This window comes from Polymorphospora sp. NPDC050346, assembly GCF_040655695.1.
GTDB lineage: Bacteria > Actinomycetota > Actinomycetes > Mycobacteriales > Micromonosporaceae > Polymorphospora > Polymorphospora lycopeni.
This window is the reverse complement of the sequence record NZ_JBFAKM010000006.1, coordinates 71,800-86,664: the sequence shown is the minus strand read 5'-3', so window position 1 is coordinate 86,664 and position 14,865 is coordinate 71,800. Positions and strand designations below refer to the sequence as shown.

Sequence of the window (14,865 nt, the reverse complement as noted above, 5' to 3'; positions counted from 1 at the left end):
CCGCCGTCACCGAAGTACGCCGGTCACCCGTCCTTGGGCTGCGATGATTCACACTCCGGCTCCTTGGCACCGCCGCACGACCCGCTGCCGTCGCCGTTGCCGCCGGGGTTGCCGTTGCCGCCGGGCGGTGGTCCGCCGCCACCCGGCTGGTCGGGCGCGGAGCCGTTGAAGGGGACGTACCCGATGTCGCGCCCCTCGCCGATGATCATGCCGGCCGGGCCGACCGCGAGGACCTTCGCGGTCGTGCGGAGGTTGACCAGTTCCCGGCCGGTCGCCGGATCCAGGGCGATCACCCGGTCCGGGTCGCTGTCCACCACGATCGCCGCGAAGCGGGCCAGGGCCATCTCGGCGTCCGGGTGGACCGGCCGGTCCCAGCGCGGGCCGTCGACCGACAGCCGGTGCCCCGTCACCGACCTGCCGTCGGCGGCGCGGACCAGGGCGTAGTGATCGTCGACCGCCCGGAGCCGCTCGCCCTGCGTGCCGACCCACAGGTAGCGCCCGTCGTACGCGTCGATCACCGTCTCGCGGGCGTCCGGGGCGATGCCGACGATGACGTTGAGCCCGCCCTGCGGATCCTCCCGCTGCACGCAGCCGGCGCCGTCCGCCGTACGCAGGTTGATCCCGGCCCGCTGCCAGATCCGCTGCCCGGTGTTGGGGTCGTGGGCCTCGACGTTGAAGTAGCAGGTGCCGTCCTCGGAACGGGCGGTTATCTTCAGCACCCGGCCACCGACCACGACCAGCCGGTCACGCCGGTCCGGTTCGAGCCGCTGCACCACCCGGCCGGTGGCGGTGTCGACGACGTGCACCCGGCCGTCGATCGGGAAGCCGATCAGCGCCGGCATGGGCTCGGGCCCGCCGGCGCCGGGGTCGACGCCGTCGGCGGTGAGCTCGCGGGTACCCAGCACGTCCGGGTTGTCGGCGAAGAGCACGAATCCCACGCCGGGGATGTCGGTGGACCACCGCGGGGTGGTGCCACGCGGGTCCCAGGCGGTCAGCGTGCAGTCCTTCGGATCCGAGCAGCGCACGTCGAGCAGGGCGTTGCGGTACGTCCACACGGCGACCGCCTCGGTGTCCTTGCGCCGTACGGCCCCGGTCGCCGGGTCGAGCACCTCGTAGCCCCTGACGAGCAGTTTGCCGACCGCGACCACGGGATCGCGGGCGTCACCGGCGACGGCGCTCCAGTCCGCCTTGCGGTCCCACAGCCGTACGCCGGAGGAGAGGTTGAGCGCCTCGACGGAGGTCCGGTGCTCGACCACGACGGCGTTGCCGGCTATCGTCACGCTCTTCGGCGTGCCGCCGACCCGCTGCTGCCAGGCGACGTCCGGTTTGGACAGTGGTTGGCTACGATTCACCCAGTCCCACATCGTCGGGAACGGGTTCCACACCCCGGTGGCGGCGAGCGCGACGACGACGGCCAGCGCGAAGACGAGGTAGTACCGCACCCTCGGCTTCCCGTTCGCCATGCGGCACACGGTAGTGACGCCGGACCGCAGATTCCGCCAGCGCGATTCGTCCGTGTCGATCGGGTAAGGCACCTTATGTGCGATAGATCCGGCCGAGCCGGTGGCGCCGCGACCCGCTTCACCTGACCCGTACGGCTCCGGAACACGGCCACGGCGGGGCACCCACAGAACCGATGGTTAAGGTTCCAGCGTGAGAGCGAGCAGCGGACACCCCGGATCGGCGACGGCCACGACCCTACGGCTGGCGCCGTGAGCGAGCGTAGCGAGCGAACCATCAAGCTCAGTGCCAAGCACGGTGCCGCCGAGCGGAGCGAGGTGGCGCCGTGAGCGTCGATCCTGGCTGGTACAAGGACCCGGCCGATCCGACCACCCAGCGTTACTGGGACGGCGAGGGCTGGATCGGCAAGCCGCTGCCCGCCGACGCCACCCCGCCCGCCGGCCCGCCGCCGCCCGAGCCGGAGGAACCGCCGGCCGCCGCCGAACCGGCACCGCCGGCACCGGCCGGCAACCAGCCGGTCACCGGACCTCCGGCCGGTCCCGTCGGGGCGCCCCCGCCGCACCACCCACCGGCCGGCCCTCCGCCGCCGGGCTGGCACCCCGGCGCCCACCCCGGGGCGGTCCCCCACCAGCCGATGCCCGGTGCGCCCTATCCGCCGTACGGTTACCCGCCGTACGGCTTCCAGCCGCCCCAGCCCCCGCCCCGGCCGCACGGGTTGGCGCTGGCCCCGCTCGGCGGCCGGCTGCTCGCCCGGCTGATCGACATCGGGGCCGTCTTCGCGCTCAACGTCGTCGTCAACGGCTGGTTCGTGTGGCAGTACATCCAGGAACTCTCCCCGCTGTTCGCCGAGAGCTGGCGCCGGGCCATGGCCGGGGACCGCTCGACCGAGGGACTTCCCCAACTGGACGCGCGGGCCGACGGGCTCCTGCTGACGATCCTGCTGCTCGCCACCGCGCTGTGGTTCGCGTACGAGGTGCCGGCGGTCGGCAACAACGGCCAGACGCTCGGCAAGCGGATCGTCGGCATCAAGGTCGTGCCGTTGGAGGCCGACGAACGGATCGGCTTCGGCCGTTCGTTCCGCCGCTGGATCCGGATGGGCCTGCCGACCCTGCTCTGGTACTGCTGCGTCGGGTTCATCCTGCAACTCGTCGACTCGGCCTTCCTGCTCTTCGACCGGCCGCTGCGCCAGGCGCTGCACGACAAGTCGGCGCGTACGGTCGTGGTGCAGGTGCCGAAGAGTTCCGCCCCGCCGAAGGCCGGCGCCCCGTCCCCGCCGGCCGGTGACCGCACCGACACCCCAGGAGGCTCCGCATGACCAGCCCCCGTTCCGCCGAGCCGCAGCGACTCACCCGGGCCGACCTCGAGGCGCTGCCGAACTACGTACCCGGTCGCAGCCCCGCCGACCTCGCCCGGGAGCTCGGCCTGCCCGAGGCGATCAAGCTGGCGAGCAACGAGGTGCCGTACGGGCCGTTGCCCGGCGTGGTCGGGGCGGTGACCGATGCGGTCGCCAGTGCCCACCGTTATCCGGACATGGGCGTCGTCGCGCTGCGTGCGGCGCTCGCCGAGCGGTACGGCGTCGCCCCGGACCGGATCGCCACCGGCTGCGGATCGGTCGCGCTCTGCGAGCACCTGGTGCGCGCGACCTGCCTGCCCGGCGACGAGGTGCTCTACTCGTGGCGTTCCTTCGAGGCGTACCCCATCATCGCGGCGACCAGCGGCGCGACCAGCGTACGGGTGCCGAACGACGCCGGGCACGGACACGACCTGGCGGCGATGGCCGCGGCCGTGACCGACCGGACCCGGATCGTGCTGGTCTGCAACCCCAACAACCCGACCGGCACCAGCCTGCGCCGGGCGCAGCTGGACCGGTTCCTCGACGCGGTCGGCGACGACGTGCTGGTGGTGCTCGACGAGGCATACCGCGAGTTCGTCACCGACGCCGAGGTGCCGGACGGCATCGAGGAGTACGCCGACCGGCCGAACGTGGTCGTGCTGCGCACCCTGTCCAAGGCGTGGGGGCTGGCCGGGCTGCGGATCGGTTTCATGGTCGGGCAGCCGGCCGTCGCCGCCGCCGTCCGCAAGGTGGTCACCCCGTTCTCGACCAACCTGGTCGCGCAGGCCGCCGCGCTCGCCGCGCTCGGCCAGGAGGACGAGGTACGCCGCCGCTGCGCGCTGGTCGTCGCCGAGCGGGACCGGGTCACCGAGGCGATGCGCAAGCTGGTCCCGGACGTGCCGGACAGCCAGGCCAACTTCGTCTGGCTGCCGTTGCGCGACCGGGCGGCGGCGTTCGGGGCGGCCTGCGAGGCACGCGGGGTGATCGTACGGCCGTTCCCGGGCGACGGGGTACGGGTCACGATCGGCACGCCGGCCGAGAACGACGCGTTCCTGGCGGCGGCCGAAGCGGCTCTCTGACCCTGGCGGCCCGACCCGGCCGGCATCGACGTCCGGTCCGGCACCTGAGCCGGCGTCGGCTCAGGTGCCGGCGAGGATCATCGGCTGGACGACAAAAAAGCCGCCGGGGTCGGTGCCTTCCGGGTCGCCCTCGTGGGGCAGCCGCTCGATGCAGACCAGGCCGGCTTCGGCGTACACGTGACCGGGTTGCCAGTCGGTCTTCTGCCGGTTGGTGATGCCGACGGTGAGCACCGAGCGGGACAGTTCGGCGCCGGTGGCCGGGTCGAGGGTGACCAGTTGCCCGCCGGTGACCAGCAGGTGCAGCCGGCCAGGCTGGCTGGCCAGCAGGCGCACCGGCGGCACCGACAGGCCGGCGACCGCCGGCCCCGACGGGGCGGGTGTCCCGGTCGGGGCGGTGGTGTCGACGGCGCGGCTCCACCGCGGCGCGCCGCCGTCCAGCGAGGTGGCGACGACCGTCGTGGGGTCGTCGCCGGGGGCGACGACCGTGTCCCCGGCGACGAGCGCCGTGGGCGGGTCGAGGGCGGGCACCGGTACCGGCGTCGGGCCGGCCGTCGACCAGCCGTGCCGTGCACCGGCGCTGAGAATCCGTACGGCGGGGCAGTCGGAGGCGGCCGCCGCGCAGCTCACCCCGGTCACCAGGAGCGGCTTACGGGCCCCGTCGGGCTGCCAGCGGGTCATCGCGCCGGTCGTCACGTCGTACAACTCGACCGGCGGCTCCCCGGTGGCGCAGACGTCGACGGTCAGGAAGGCTCCGCCGGTCGTGGTGAATCCGGTCGCCCGGCAGTTGGGTCGGTCGTATTGGGCCCGCCAGAGTTCGCGGCCGGTGGCGGCGTCGAAGCCGCGTACCTCGGTGGAGTTGCCGGCGATCAGCACCGGGTCGCCACCGGGTGGGTTCGCGGTGTGCAGCCCGTGCGGCCGGTAGACGGTGTCGGCGCCGGTACGGCCGCCGATGTATCCGGAGTCGACCGGGTCGGGGCCGGGGGTGCGCCAGCGCACCTCGCCGGTCAGCCCGTCGAGTCCGACGAGTTGGCCATCGGACCACCGGCTGACGACGGTGTCGCCGGTGACGACCACTCCGACGAGTTGTTCGGGCCACCGGCGGTACGACCAGTACGGGCTGCGTTCGGTCTTGGCGTCGACCGGCCCGTCGGCGCGTACGTGGCGGGTGGCGGCGTAGATCCTGAGCTGGCCGGCGACGACCAGCGGGGCCGAGGTCAGTACGCCCCGGACGCCGGGACCGGGCTGCTCGCTGGCCGCGGGGAACGGCCCGGCCTGTGTCGTGCTCACCTCGGCCGGGGCGAGGACCCGTACGGCGATGGCGGCGGTGCCGGCGATGACCCCGGCCGCCAGGGCTGTGGCGGCGGTGATCCGCAGCCAGCGGGGTCCGCTCGACACGAACCGGCGAATCCCCATTTGCGCACCTCCGCGGGAACCCTATCCAGCGGAGATCGACCCGGTCTTGCCTCCCCCCTCGGCGGGGCTGCCTCGGAGGCAAGCGCTAGGTCGTCGGGTGCGTGGTTCAGACGGCGGCGATGCCACCGGTGTAGCTGGCGTCGGCGATCCCGTCGTAGTTGGTGTCGACCTCGGCGTACTCGGCCACGCCGTCGCCGTTCACGTCGTAGGTGACGATGTCGACGAGGCCGTCGCCGTTGGTGTCGGCCTGGGCCAGGATGCCGCCGTGCTCGTCGACCTCGACCCGGACCAGGTCGTCGTAGCCGTCGCCGTCGACGTCGGTCTCGATGAACTCAACCATTTCGCTGTCTCCTCTGTGTCGTGCTGACATGGAGAAGATTAGAAGCATCCGCGCGCCGGCGACTCCCCGATCAGTGCCAGCCGGCGCGCCCTGATCGGCCGGCGGTCACCTGGCTGGCCGGACGGTGCCGCGGACCTCGCCGAGCGCCACGGTCGTGCCGTTCGGGCCGGGCGCGGTCGCGGTGACCGTCACGCTGTCGCCGTCTTCGAGAAAGGTGCGTGACGTGCCGTCGTCGAGCTGCACCGGCTCGCTGCCGCCCCAGGTCAGTTCGAGGAAGGAGCCGGTCTGTAACCGGTCCGGGCCGGAGACGGTGCCCGAGGCGAAGAGGTCGCCGGCGCGCACCGACGCCCCGTTCACGGTGAGGTGGGCGAGTTGCTGCGCCGGGGTCCAGTACATGGTCGCGAACGGTGGCCGGCTGACCGTGGTGCCGTTCCAGTCGACGGTCAGCCGCAGGTCGAGCCCGAGGTGCGGTACGTCGGCGAGGTAGTCGAGCACCGCCGGGTCCTGCGCCGGGGCCGGCACCCAGGCGTCGGCGAGCGCCTCCAGCGGGGTGACCCAGGCCGACACCGAGGTGGCGAAGGACTTGCCGAGGAACGGGCCGAGCGGCTGGTATTCCCAGGCCTGGATGTCGCGCGCCGACCAGTCGTTGACCAGCACGATGCCGAAGACGTGGTCGGTGAACCGGTCGACGGGCACGGGTTCGCCGAGTTCGGACGGTACGCCCACGACGAAGCCGACCTCGGCCTCGATGTCGAGGCGCCGGCTGGGGCCGAAGACCGGACCGTCGGGGGTGCCGCGCTGCCCGGACGGGCGGACCACCGGCGTATCGGAGACCACCACCGTGCCGGCCCGCCCGTGGTAGCCGATCGGCAGGTGTTTCCAGTTCGGCAGCAGCGGCGGCTGGCCGGGGCGGAAGATCTGCCCGACGTTGGCCGCGTGGTGTTCGGAGGAGTAGAAGTCGACGTAGTCACCGACGGCGACCGGCAGCAGCAGCTCTACCTCGGCGAGCGGGACGAGCAGCGGCTCGACGGCGGCGCGGTGGTCGTCGTCGGTGAGCAGTTCGACGATCCGGCTGCGCACGGCCGTCCACTGCGGACGGCCGAGGGTCAGGAACTGGTTGAGCACCGGCTCGCGCAGCGCGCCGCCGGCGAGGATCAGTTCGGCGGCTTCGGCGCCGTCGAGGTCGAGCACGAGGTCGGCGATCCGTACGCCGATCCGGGCCCGACCGTCCGCGGGGCGGAACACCCCGTACGGCAGGTTGTGCACCCCGTACGGCGATCCGGCCGCACCGTCCACCCAGCTCATCACTCGAATCCCCCGTCCACCAGGCCGAGCCTGATCAGGTCGGTCAGCGGTTCCAGGATGCTGCACGAGCCGAAGCCGATCCACAGCGGCCGGTCGGCGGCGCGGCTGGCCCGGGCCGGTTCGATCAGCGGCACCGGGTCGGTGGCCGCGAGCAGTTCGGCGACCTCGGCGACCTCGGCGCCCCGCTCGGCGGCGAGGGTGCCGGCCAGCACGTTGAGGAAGCCGTGGTGGGTGAAGCCGGTCTCCGGGTCGGTGTGCCGCAGCGCGTGGTGCAGCCCGGCGGTGAGTTTGAACGGCAGGCGCCGGTCGCGGCAGGCGCAGACGACGGCGGCCAGTTCGACGGGGGTGGGGAAGAGTTCGGCGGCGAGTCCACCGGTGCGGAACTTAGCCGCGACCGGGACGCCGTCGGCGCGGGCCGCGGCGAGGGTGTCGAGGGCGGCGAGCAGCCCCCAGGTCAGGGGCACCTCGGCGTAGACGGGGACGTCGGGCCAGTCCTGCCGCATGGCGAGCAACGCCTGGAGGCCGGGCTGCGGGTCCTGGCTGCGTTTGGCGACGGCGGCCTCGACCTGGCGGACGGCGAGCCGGGGGTCGGCGCCGGCGACCGCCGCGGGCAGCTTCTCCAGCGGTACGTCGGCGACGACGCCGATCTCCAGCCGCTCGTCGGCGGCCAGGAGGGCGGGCACGTTGCCGAGGTCGGACGCCGGCACCAGCAGCGGGCCGACGAGTGACGCGTACCAGCCGCCGCGGTGCCTGTGGTGGGCGGTGACCGCGTCGGGCAGCGTGGCGCTGCCGGGTGGGAAGACGGCGGCGTCGTCGACGAGACCGGTGTAGAGCGCGGGAATCAGCGCCGACGGTGAGTCGGTGGGGGACGAGGCCCGGCGTCCGTGCGTTGACACAAGCAGAGAACCTACGGGACGCTACGAGGAGCGGACAATAGTGTCCGATAATAGGACGACACCGTTCGGTGTTCGGAACGGAACGGAGGGTGGCCATGCCCTACTACCGCACCGTAGGCGAGATCCCCCGCAAGCGGCACACCCAGTTCCGCCAGCCCGACGGCAGCCTCTACGCCGAGGAGCTGATGGGCCAGGAAGGCTTCTCCTCCGACTCGTCCCTGCTCTACCACCGTTACCTGCCGACCGCGATCGTGGCGGCCGAGGAGTTCACCCCGCCCGCCTGGTCACGGGTGCCCAACCTGCCGCTCAAGCCCCGTCACCTGCGTACCCACAAGCTCGACACACCCGGCGCCGACCCGGTGCTCGGCCGGCACCCGCTGCTCGCCAACGACGACGTCACCATCTCGTACGTCGTCGCCGACCGCCCGTCGCCGCTCTACCGCAACGCGGTGGGCGACGAGTGCATCTACGTCGAGTCCGGCGCCGCCCAGATCGAGTCGACCTTCGGGGTACTCGGGGTGACCGCCGGCGACTATGTGATCATCCCCACCTCGGTGATCCACCGGATCGTGCCGGTCGCGCCGGTCCCGCTGCGCCTGCTGACGATCGAGGCGACCGGGCACATCGGCCCGCCGAAGCGCTACCTGTCCGTACGCGGGCAGTTCCTGGAGCACGCCCCCTACTGCGAGCGCGACGTACGCGGCCCGGCCGAACCGCTGCTGGTCGACGGCACCGATGTCGAGGTGCTGGTCCGGCACCGGCGCGGCTGGACCAACTACGTCTACGCCAACCACCCGTTCGACGTGGTCGGCTGGGACGGTCACCTCTACCCCTGGGCGTTCTCGATCCACGACTTCGAGCCGATCACCGGCCGGGTGCACCAGCCGCCACCGGTCCACCAGACGTTCGAGGGCCCCAACTTCGTCATCTGCTCGTTCGTCCCCCGCAAGGTCGACTACCACCCGCAGGCGATCCCGGTGCCCTACAACCACCACAACGTCGACTCCGACGAGATGCTCTTCTACACCGGCGGCAACTACGAGGCCAGGCGCGGCTCCGGCATCGAGCAGGGCTCGATCTCACTGCACCCGTCCGGCTTCACGCACGGCCCGCAGCCGGGCGCGGTCGAGCGAGCCATCGGGGTCGACTACTTCGACGAGCTCGCCGTCATGGTCGACACCTTCCGGCCGCTCGACCTGTGCGAGCCGGCGCTGTCCTGCGAAGACGCCGGCTACGCCTGGACCTGGGCCCGCAACCCCGGCCAGTGACGGCCGCCGCCGGTCGGCGCCGGCCCACGGCAGCGGTCGGCGTCCGGCCGGGCGCCGACCGGGTCACGGCTGCCGGGTACGGAACACCGCGAGCTGGGCCACCGCCGTCGCCACGATCGCCAGCACCAGCGGCCACGGCGTGCCGACCGCCGCGTAGAGCAGGACCAGGAACGGGCCGGCGAACGAGGCGTACACCGCCAGGGCCATCAGCCGGTCGGTTCGCAGCAGCTCCGACAGCATCCTGCCGATCGCACCCGGCACCCGGGCGGCCATCACGCCGACGACCACGAAGCCGACCACGCCGGCGAACCCGGCCATGAAGCGGGAGATCGGCTCGTTCGCCGCGGCCATGAACGCGACCAGGACCGCGGCGACGATCGTGTAGCCGGCGCCGTAGACCACGAGCTGCCGGACCGTCTCGCCGACGGTCCGCTTGACCGGCTGCGGCTCCGTGACCGGGGTCAGGTCGACCCGGTCGGCCAGTTCCTCCAGGGCCAGCGCGTAGCGTTTTCGCTCCAGCCGGATGACGCCGGTGTCTTCGCGGGCGTCGGCGAGCGACGGGTCGAGCCGCAGCGCCTCCTGGTAGGCCCGTTCCGCCAGGTCGAAGAGCTGCAGCCGGGCGGCGACCAGGGCGAGCACCAGATGCGCCTGCGGTTCCTGCGGGGCCAGTTCGGCACCCCGCCACGCCGCGTTGATCGACTTCTGGCCGTTGCGGGAGCCGGCCAGGATCGCGGCCGCGCTGCGGTGGGCATACGCGTCGTCGGGTGCGCGGGCCAGGATCTCGTCGGCGACCTGGGCCGCCTCGCCGAACCGTCGCAGGTCGACGAGTGCCATCCCCCGGGCCACCAGCGCGCCGGGCAGTCCCGGCGCCGTGGCCAGGGCGGCGTCCGCGGCCGTCAGGGCCTCCGCCGGCCGCTCCGCCGCCAGGTGTACGCGGGCCAGCACGGTCAGCGTCGTCGGGTCGCCCGGCCGACCGCCGCTCCCGTCGGTCAGCTCGTCGGCGGCCTCGTCGTATCGGCCCAGGTCGGCGAGCATCTCGGCCCGTCGTACGTGGCCGTCGTCCGACATGGCGTCCGGGTGGGGTGTGGCGTCGCTGGACACCGTCCGAGCCTAGCCGGCACCGTCACCCGCCCCGCCGATGCCTTTCAGCCGGCCGCGAGCCGGCCGCGCCGGTGGTGGCCGGGGATCAGCGCGCCAGCGCCGGGTCGCGGGGATCAGCGCGGCAGCGCCGGGTCGGCGGGGATCAGCGCGGCAGCGCGGGGTCGGCGTGGATCAGCGCGACGGCGGTGGCGGCCAGCCCCTCCGCGCGGCCGGTCAGCCCCAGGCCGTCGGTGGTGGTGCCGGCCACGGTCACGGGTGCCCCGGCGGCCCCGCCGAGCGCCCGCTGCGCCTCGTCACGCCTGGTGCCGATCTTCGGGCGTACGCCGACGACCTGGATGGAGATGTTGCCGATCTCGAAGCCGGCGTCGCGTACCCGGCGGGCGGTCTCGGCGAGCAGCACCACTCCGGCCGCTCCGGCCCACTCCGGCCGGTCGGTGCCGTAGTTCGAGCCCAGGTCGCCCAGCCCGGCGGCGGACAGCAGCGCGTCGCAGGCCGCGTGGGCGGCCACGTCGCCGTCGGAGTGCCCGGCCAGGCCGTCCTGGTCGGGCCAGAGCAGGCCGGCCACCCAGCACGGCCGGCCGGCCTCGAACGCGTGCACGTCGGTGCCGATGCCGACCCGGGGAACGATCACGGGTCGAAGCGTACGCCGCCGGACAGAAGGTGCTCGGCGAGCATCAGGTCGAACGGCCGGGTGATCTTCAGGGCCAGTTCGGAGCCCGGTACGCAGGTGACCGTACCGCCGCTCTTCTCGACCAGGCCGGCGTCGTCGGTGAGCGGGTCGAGGGCGGCGGCGTGGGCGGCGACGAGCACCGACCGGCGGAAGCCCTGCGGCGTCTGTACGGCCCGCAGCACCGACCGGTCGACGGTGCCGAGCACGACGTCGTCGGCCGACACCTCCTTGACCGTGTCGGTCACCGGCAGTACCGGAATCACCGCGTCGTGGCCGGCGCGGACCCGGGCGGCGACCGACTCGACCAGCGTCGCCGGGGTCAGCGCGCGGGCCGCGTCGTGGACCAGCACGATCTGCGGCCCGGGCGGTACGGCGGCCAGTGCGGCGGCGACCGACTGCTGGCGGTCCGCTCCGCCGGGCACCACCGTCACCGGGGCGACCGGGGCGAGCAGTCGACGTACGTGGTCGACGTCGGCGGCCGGCGCGGCGACCACGATCGTCGCGACGGACGGCGCCTCGGCGACGCGGCGTACGGCGTGGACCAGCAGCGGCTCGCCACCGAGCAGCCGCAGCGCCTTGGGGCCGCCGGGGCCGAGCCGGACGCCGGCACCCGCCGCAGGAACGAGGACCGCGACGTCACCGCGCGGGTTGAGCTGCGCGGTCACGTCGCGGTCCTCGTCGAAAACAGTGTGTGGGTTGTGGGCCGGGCTTCTCAGGCCTCGGTCAACACCTTGTCGAGCAGCGTCTCCGCCTCGTCCTTGGTGCTCTTCTCGGCGAGCGCGACTTCGCCGACGAGGATGTCACGAGCCTTGGCGAGCATCCGCTTCTCCCCCGCCGACAGGCCGCGCTCCCGCTCCCGGCGCCACAGGTCACGCACGACCTCGGCGACCTTGAGGGGGTTACCGGAAGCCAGCTTCTCCAGGTTTGCCTTGTAACGCCGCGACCAGTTGGTCGGCTCCTCGGTGTGCGGAGCCCGGAGCACGTCGAAGACCTTACCCAGACCTTCTTCGCCGACCACCTCGCGCACGCCCACGATCTCGGCATTCTCAGCGGGCACCCGGACCGTCAGGTCACCCTGAGCGACCCGCAGGACGAGGTATTGCTTAGGCTCGCCCTTGATGACCCGAGTCTCGATTGCCTCGATGAGTGCGGCCCCGTGGTGGGGGTAAACAACGGTCTCGCCGACACTGAAATCCATAGGTTCGAAACCCCTTTCGCTGTGTCTAGGGTAACACGCTCAGGCACCGATGTCCCACTCCGGTCCTGACCATTAGCGCAGCTCAGAGGCCATGTGAGAGGTCTTGCTCCAGCTTGACAACCGGCCAATTCGCCATTTCCGTCGCTCTCCGTGACGCCCGGATCACCAGCGCGCCGCCGAGCTGGAAAAATCGGATCTAGGACGTTGCGGTCATTCCATCATATCTCGGGTCGCTCGCCGGGTGCCGGCACTGGCAATCCCCCCGTCGTTGGGCGAGGCTGGACGACAGGGTTCTGATCGACTCCACGGTTCCGATCGACACCACGGTTCCGATCGATTCCGCGCGGAAACCCCCAGGGGGCGCCATGGGCACACCCGGCAACGGTGACAGCCGACCCGACCGCGAAGGCCTACCTGACCTGCCCGCCGAATGGGGCACGATCGTCGTTCCCGACGACGCGTCCGCACTCGACGCCGAGGCCGCCCAGGTCCGCCGCGAACTCCGTCGGCGTCGCAGGGTCGTACGCCCCGGCGCGGGTCCCGTCGACGGCCACCCCGGAAGGTTCGAACCCGCCTCCCTGCGCATCCCGCTGCTCATCGTCTCGCTCGCGGTCCTGGCGGCGCTGACCAGCCTGATCGCCGTCATCTGGCAGGGCCAACGCCAGTCCGACGACACCCCGGGCACCAGCGGTGGCGGCGCCGTCCCGGCCGCCACCCTGCCGGCCCTGGACCTGACCGGCCCCGACGGCGCCCCGGTGCCCGTACGCGGCCTGCTGCCCGCCGTACTCGTGCTCGTCAAGGACTGCGCCTGCGACGCCCAGATACGGGCCGTCGCGGCCGGCTCACCGGCACAGGTCACCGTCGTACCGGTCGGCGGCCGACCGGCCCCCACCGGCGCCCCCGGGCCGGGCATCGCCCCGATCCGTCCGCTGGGCGACCCGGACGCCCGGCTGGACGCGTTCGTCGACGGGCTCGTCCCCGGCCAACCCGGCCCCACGGTGCTGCTCGTCGCCGCGTCGGGACGGATCGTCCGGACCCTGCCCGCGGCGACACCGGTCGAGGCATACCGGGAAGACCTGGCCCTGCTCCCGAGCCGCTGACCGACCAGTCAGGGCACCGCCACGATCTGCACGGCGGCCTCCAGCGGCCCCGGGCCGATCCTGCGGAAGGCGACGGTCATGCTGTCCTCCGCCGCCGTGACGTCGACCGACTCGAACGTGTCGCCACAGCTCAGCCGGTGCCGCTGGCCCTCCGGCCCGACACCGCCCAGGCGGACCTCCAGCACACCGTTCCCCACGCACACGAACTGCACCAGGAAGCGGGCTCCGGAATCCGTCGAAATCGCCCAGCGCTGCCACTCGTCCGAATCGAACCCCCACACCTCGCGCCGTACGGTGCCGGCGAACTGCGGCAGCCGGTTGTCGGCGCTCTCCCCCAGGACGACGATTCCCGCCCCGTCGGTCACCGGCGGACTGCCGGCTTCCGGCGACCAGTCACTCTCCTCACCCACCACCGGTGAGCCGCCCAACTCCGGCCGCGGCGCCCCCGCAGGCGCGGCGGACACCCACCACCCCACCCCGACGACCAGCGCCGCAACCGTCAGGAAAGCGAGCACGGCCCCGGAGTACCGCTGCGAATCGTCGATCTGCACCCGGCGACTATATGGGGCGCTTCCGGACACCAGACGAGACACTTCAGGGCTCCGGAATCCACTCCAGCAACGCCGCGTAGAGCGTCAGACCGGGACCGAACGCCAGCATCACCACCCGGCGCGGCGGACGCGCGGAACGCCGCAGCCGGTCGAGGATCAGCAGCACCGTCGGTGACGAACAGTTGCCGCGCTCCGCCAGGATCGCCCGCGACACCGCCATCGCCTCGGCCGGCAACCCCAACTCCCGCTCGACCACGCCGAGAATCCGCGGCCCGCCCGGATGCACCGCCCAACCATCCACGTCGGACAGTCGAAGGTCGTGCCGGCCCAGCAGGTCGTCGACGAGCCCGCGTACGTGCATCGACAGGACCTTCGGCACCCGTGGCGACAACCCCATCCGGAACCCGAGATCGGTCACCTCCCACGTCATGTGGTCGGCCGTCGACGTGTCCGTCACCGCGGCGACCTCCCGGACCGCGTACCCGCCGGCCCGCGACGGCAGCACCACCGCCGCCGCCGCCGCGTCCGAGAAGAGGGCGTGCGCCACGATCTGCTGGGTGTCCACCCGCGCCGACGCCGGCTGTACGTGCAGACTGGTCAACTCGACACAGAGCAGCAACGCCGGTCGCCCCCGGGCGGTGACGAAATCGCCCACCGTCCCCAGCCCGGGCAGGGCCGCGTAGCAGCCCATGTGCCCGACGAAGAGCCGCTGCGTGTCAGGCGCCATGCCCAGATCCCGGGCGAGCAGGATGTCCAGCCCCGGAGTGGCGTAGCCGGTGCACGAACACACCGCGAACAGGCCGAGGTCGCCCGCCGCCACGCCGGCGTCGGTCAGCGCCCGGCCGACCGCCTCCTTGCCCAGCGGAAGCGCCTCGACCAGATACCGCGCCATCCGCCGCTCCGTGGACCAGCCGGACAGGTCCTCCAGCAGCGGATTGACCACCGCCTGCCGGGTCGTCACCCCGGAGTTGGTGAAGATCCGTTCAGCGAGGGACCGGGTCGCACCCCCGTAGTAGCCGGCGAAATACCCCTCCCACAGATCACGTTGGGCCGCGGTGGGCGGCAGCGCCACACCCAATCCGGCGACCACCGGAACGATCCTCCGTTCACCCACCGATACGGCCTCCCGTCACCCGCCACGCTTCCGCCC

At 72.8% G+C, this 14,865-nt stretch carries 15 protein-coding genes; 4 read left to right on the top strand and 11 right to left on the bottom strand.

The window, feature by feature from the left end:
- Positions 1-23 precede the first annotated feature (23 nt).
- Entirely contained in the window at positions 24-1,463 is a 1,440-nt protein-coding gene (locus AB0I42_RS08430) for a PQQ-binding-like beta-propeller repeat protein (RefSeq protein WP_357535387.1), read from the bottom strand.
- 323 nt (positions 1,464-1,786) lie between these two features.
- Between AB0I42_RS08430 and AB0I42_RS08425 the strand changes: the two genes are divergently transcribed.
- Positions 1,787-2,776: an RDD family protein gene (locus tag AB0I42_RS08425; RefSeq protein WP_357535385.1), complete on the top strand. Its 990-nt coding sequence runs from the start codon at positions 1,787-1,789 to the stop codon at positions 2,774-2,776.
- Complete coding sequence (gene hisC, locus AB0I42_RS08420) at positions 2,773-3,873, top strand: histidinol-phosphate transaminase (RefSeq protein ID WP_357535383.1); 1,101 nt, start codon at positions 2,773-2,775, stop codon at positions 3,871-3,873. Before AB0I42_RS08425 ends, hisC begins: the two co-directional genes overlap by 4 nt.
- Positions 3,874-3,933: 60 nt before the next feature.
- Here hisC and AB0I42_RS08415 read toward each other — a convergent pair whose 3' ends face one another.
- The 4 genes from AB0I42_RS08415 to AB0I42_RS08400 all read right to left on the bottom strand — a co-directional run bounded on the left by AB0I42_RS08415 (position 3,934) and on the right by AB0I42_RS08400 (position 7,773).
- On the bottom strand, positions 3,934-5,286 hold the full coding sequence (locus tag AB0I42_RS08415; protein WP_357535381.1) for a PQQ-binding-like beta-propeller repeat protein: 1,353 nt from the start codon (positions 5,284-5,286) through the stop codon (positions 3,934-3,936).
- A gap of 106 nt (positions 5,287-5,392) precedes the next feature.
- On the bottom strand, positions 5,393-5,626 hold the full coding sequence (locus AB0I42_RS08410) for a hypothetical protein (protein WP_357535379.1): 234 nt from the start codon (positions 5,624-5,626) through the stop codon (positions 5,393-5,395).
- A gap of 105 nt (positions 5,627-5,731) precedes the next feature.
- A complete protein-coding gene (gene fahA / locus AB0I42_RS08405; protein WP_357535377.1) occupies positions 5,732-6,931 on the bottom strand; it encodes a fumarylacetoacetase in 1,200 nt (399 codons plus the stop codon).
- A complete protein-coding gene (locus tag AB0I42_RS08400; RefSeq protein WP_357535669.1) occupies positions 6,931-7,773 on the bottom strand; it encodes a hypothetical protein in 843 nt (280 codons plus the stop codon). Before AB0I42_RS08400 ends, fahA begins: the two co-directional genes overlap by 1 nt.
- A 149-nt stretch (positions 7,774-7,922) precedes the next feature.
- On the opposite strand from AB0I42_RS08400, the gene AB0I42_RS08395 reads away from it, so the two are divergent.
- Positions 7,923-9,095: a homogentisate 1,2-dioxygenase domain-containing protein gene (locus AB0I42_RS08395; protein WP_357535375.1), complete on the top strand. Its 1,173-nt coding sequence runs from the start codon at positions 7,923-7,925 to the stop codon at positions 9,093-9,095.
- 63 nt (positions 9,096-9,158) lie between these two features.
- On the opposite strand, the gene AB0I42_RS08390 is transcribed toward AB0I42_RS08395, so the two are convergent.
- The 4 genes from AB0I42_RS08390 to AB0I42_RS08375 all read right to left on the bottom strand — a co-directional run bounded on the left by AB0I42_RS08390 (position 9,159) and on the right by AB0I42_RS08375 (position 12,064).
- A complete protein-coding gene (locus AB0I42_RS08390) occupies positions 9,159-10,163 on the bottom strand; it encodes a tetratricopeptide repeat protein (RefSeq protein ID WP_357535667.1) in 1,005 nt (334 codons plus the stop codon).
- 175 nt (positions 10,164-10,338) lie between these two features.
- Positions 10,339-10,827, bottom strand: coding sequence for a 2-C-methyl-D-erythritol 2,4-cyclodiphosphate synthase (ispF, locus tag AB0I42_RS08385; RefSeq protein ID WP_357535373.1), 489 nt, complete (start codon positions 10,825-10,827; stop codon positions 10,339-10,341).
- On the bottom strand, positions 10,824-11,531 hold the full coding sequence (ispD, locus tag AB0I42_RS08380) for a 2-C-methyl-D-erythritol 4-phosphate cytidylyltransferase (RefSeq protein ID WP_357535371.1): 708 nt from the start codon (positions 11,529-11,531) through the stop codon (positions 10,824-10,826). The genes ispF and ispD overlap by 4 nt, the downstream gene beginning before the upstream one ends.
- A 47-nt stretch (positions 11,532-11,578) precedes the next feature.
- On the bottom strand, positions 11,579-12,064 hold the full coding sequence (locus AB0I42_RS08375; RefSeq protein WP_212825823.1) for a CarD family transcriptional regulator: 486 nt from the start codon (positions 12,062-12,064) through the stop codon (positions 11,579-11,581).
- A gap of 365 nt (positions 12,065-12,429) precedes the next feature.
- Between AB0I42_RS08375 and AB0I42_RS08370 the strand changes: the two genes are divergently transcribed.
- Entirely contained in the window at positions 12,430-13,164 is a 735-nt protein-coding gene (locus AB0I42_RS08370) for a hypothetical protein (RefSeq protein ID WP_357535369.1), read from the top strand.
- Positions 13,165-13,172: 8 nt separating this feature from the next.
- Here AB0I42_RS08370 and AB0I42_RS08365 read toward each other — a convergent pair whose 3' ends face one another.
- The gene (locus AB0I42_RS08365) at positions 13,173-13,715 is read right to left on the bottom strand and encodes a hypothetical protein (protein ID WP_357535367.1); all 543 of its coding nucleotides are present in this window, start codon (positions 13,713-13,715) and stop codon (positions 13,173-13,175) included.
- Positions 13,716-13,758: 43 nt separating this feature from the next.
- Positions 13,759-14,829 carry a 3-oxoacyl-[acyl-carrier-protein] synthase III C-terminal domain-containing protein gene (locus tag AB0I42_RS08360; RefSeq protein ID WP_357535365.1) on the bottom strand — a complete coding sequence of 357 codons (1,071 nt, stop codon included), beginning with the start codon at positions 14,827-14,829 and terminating at the stop codon, positions 13,759-13,761.
- Positions 14,830-14,865: the final 36 nt, after the last annotated feature.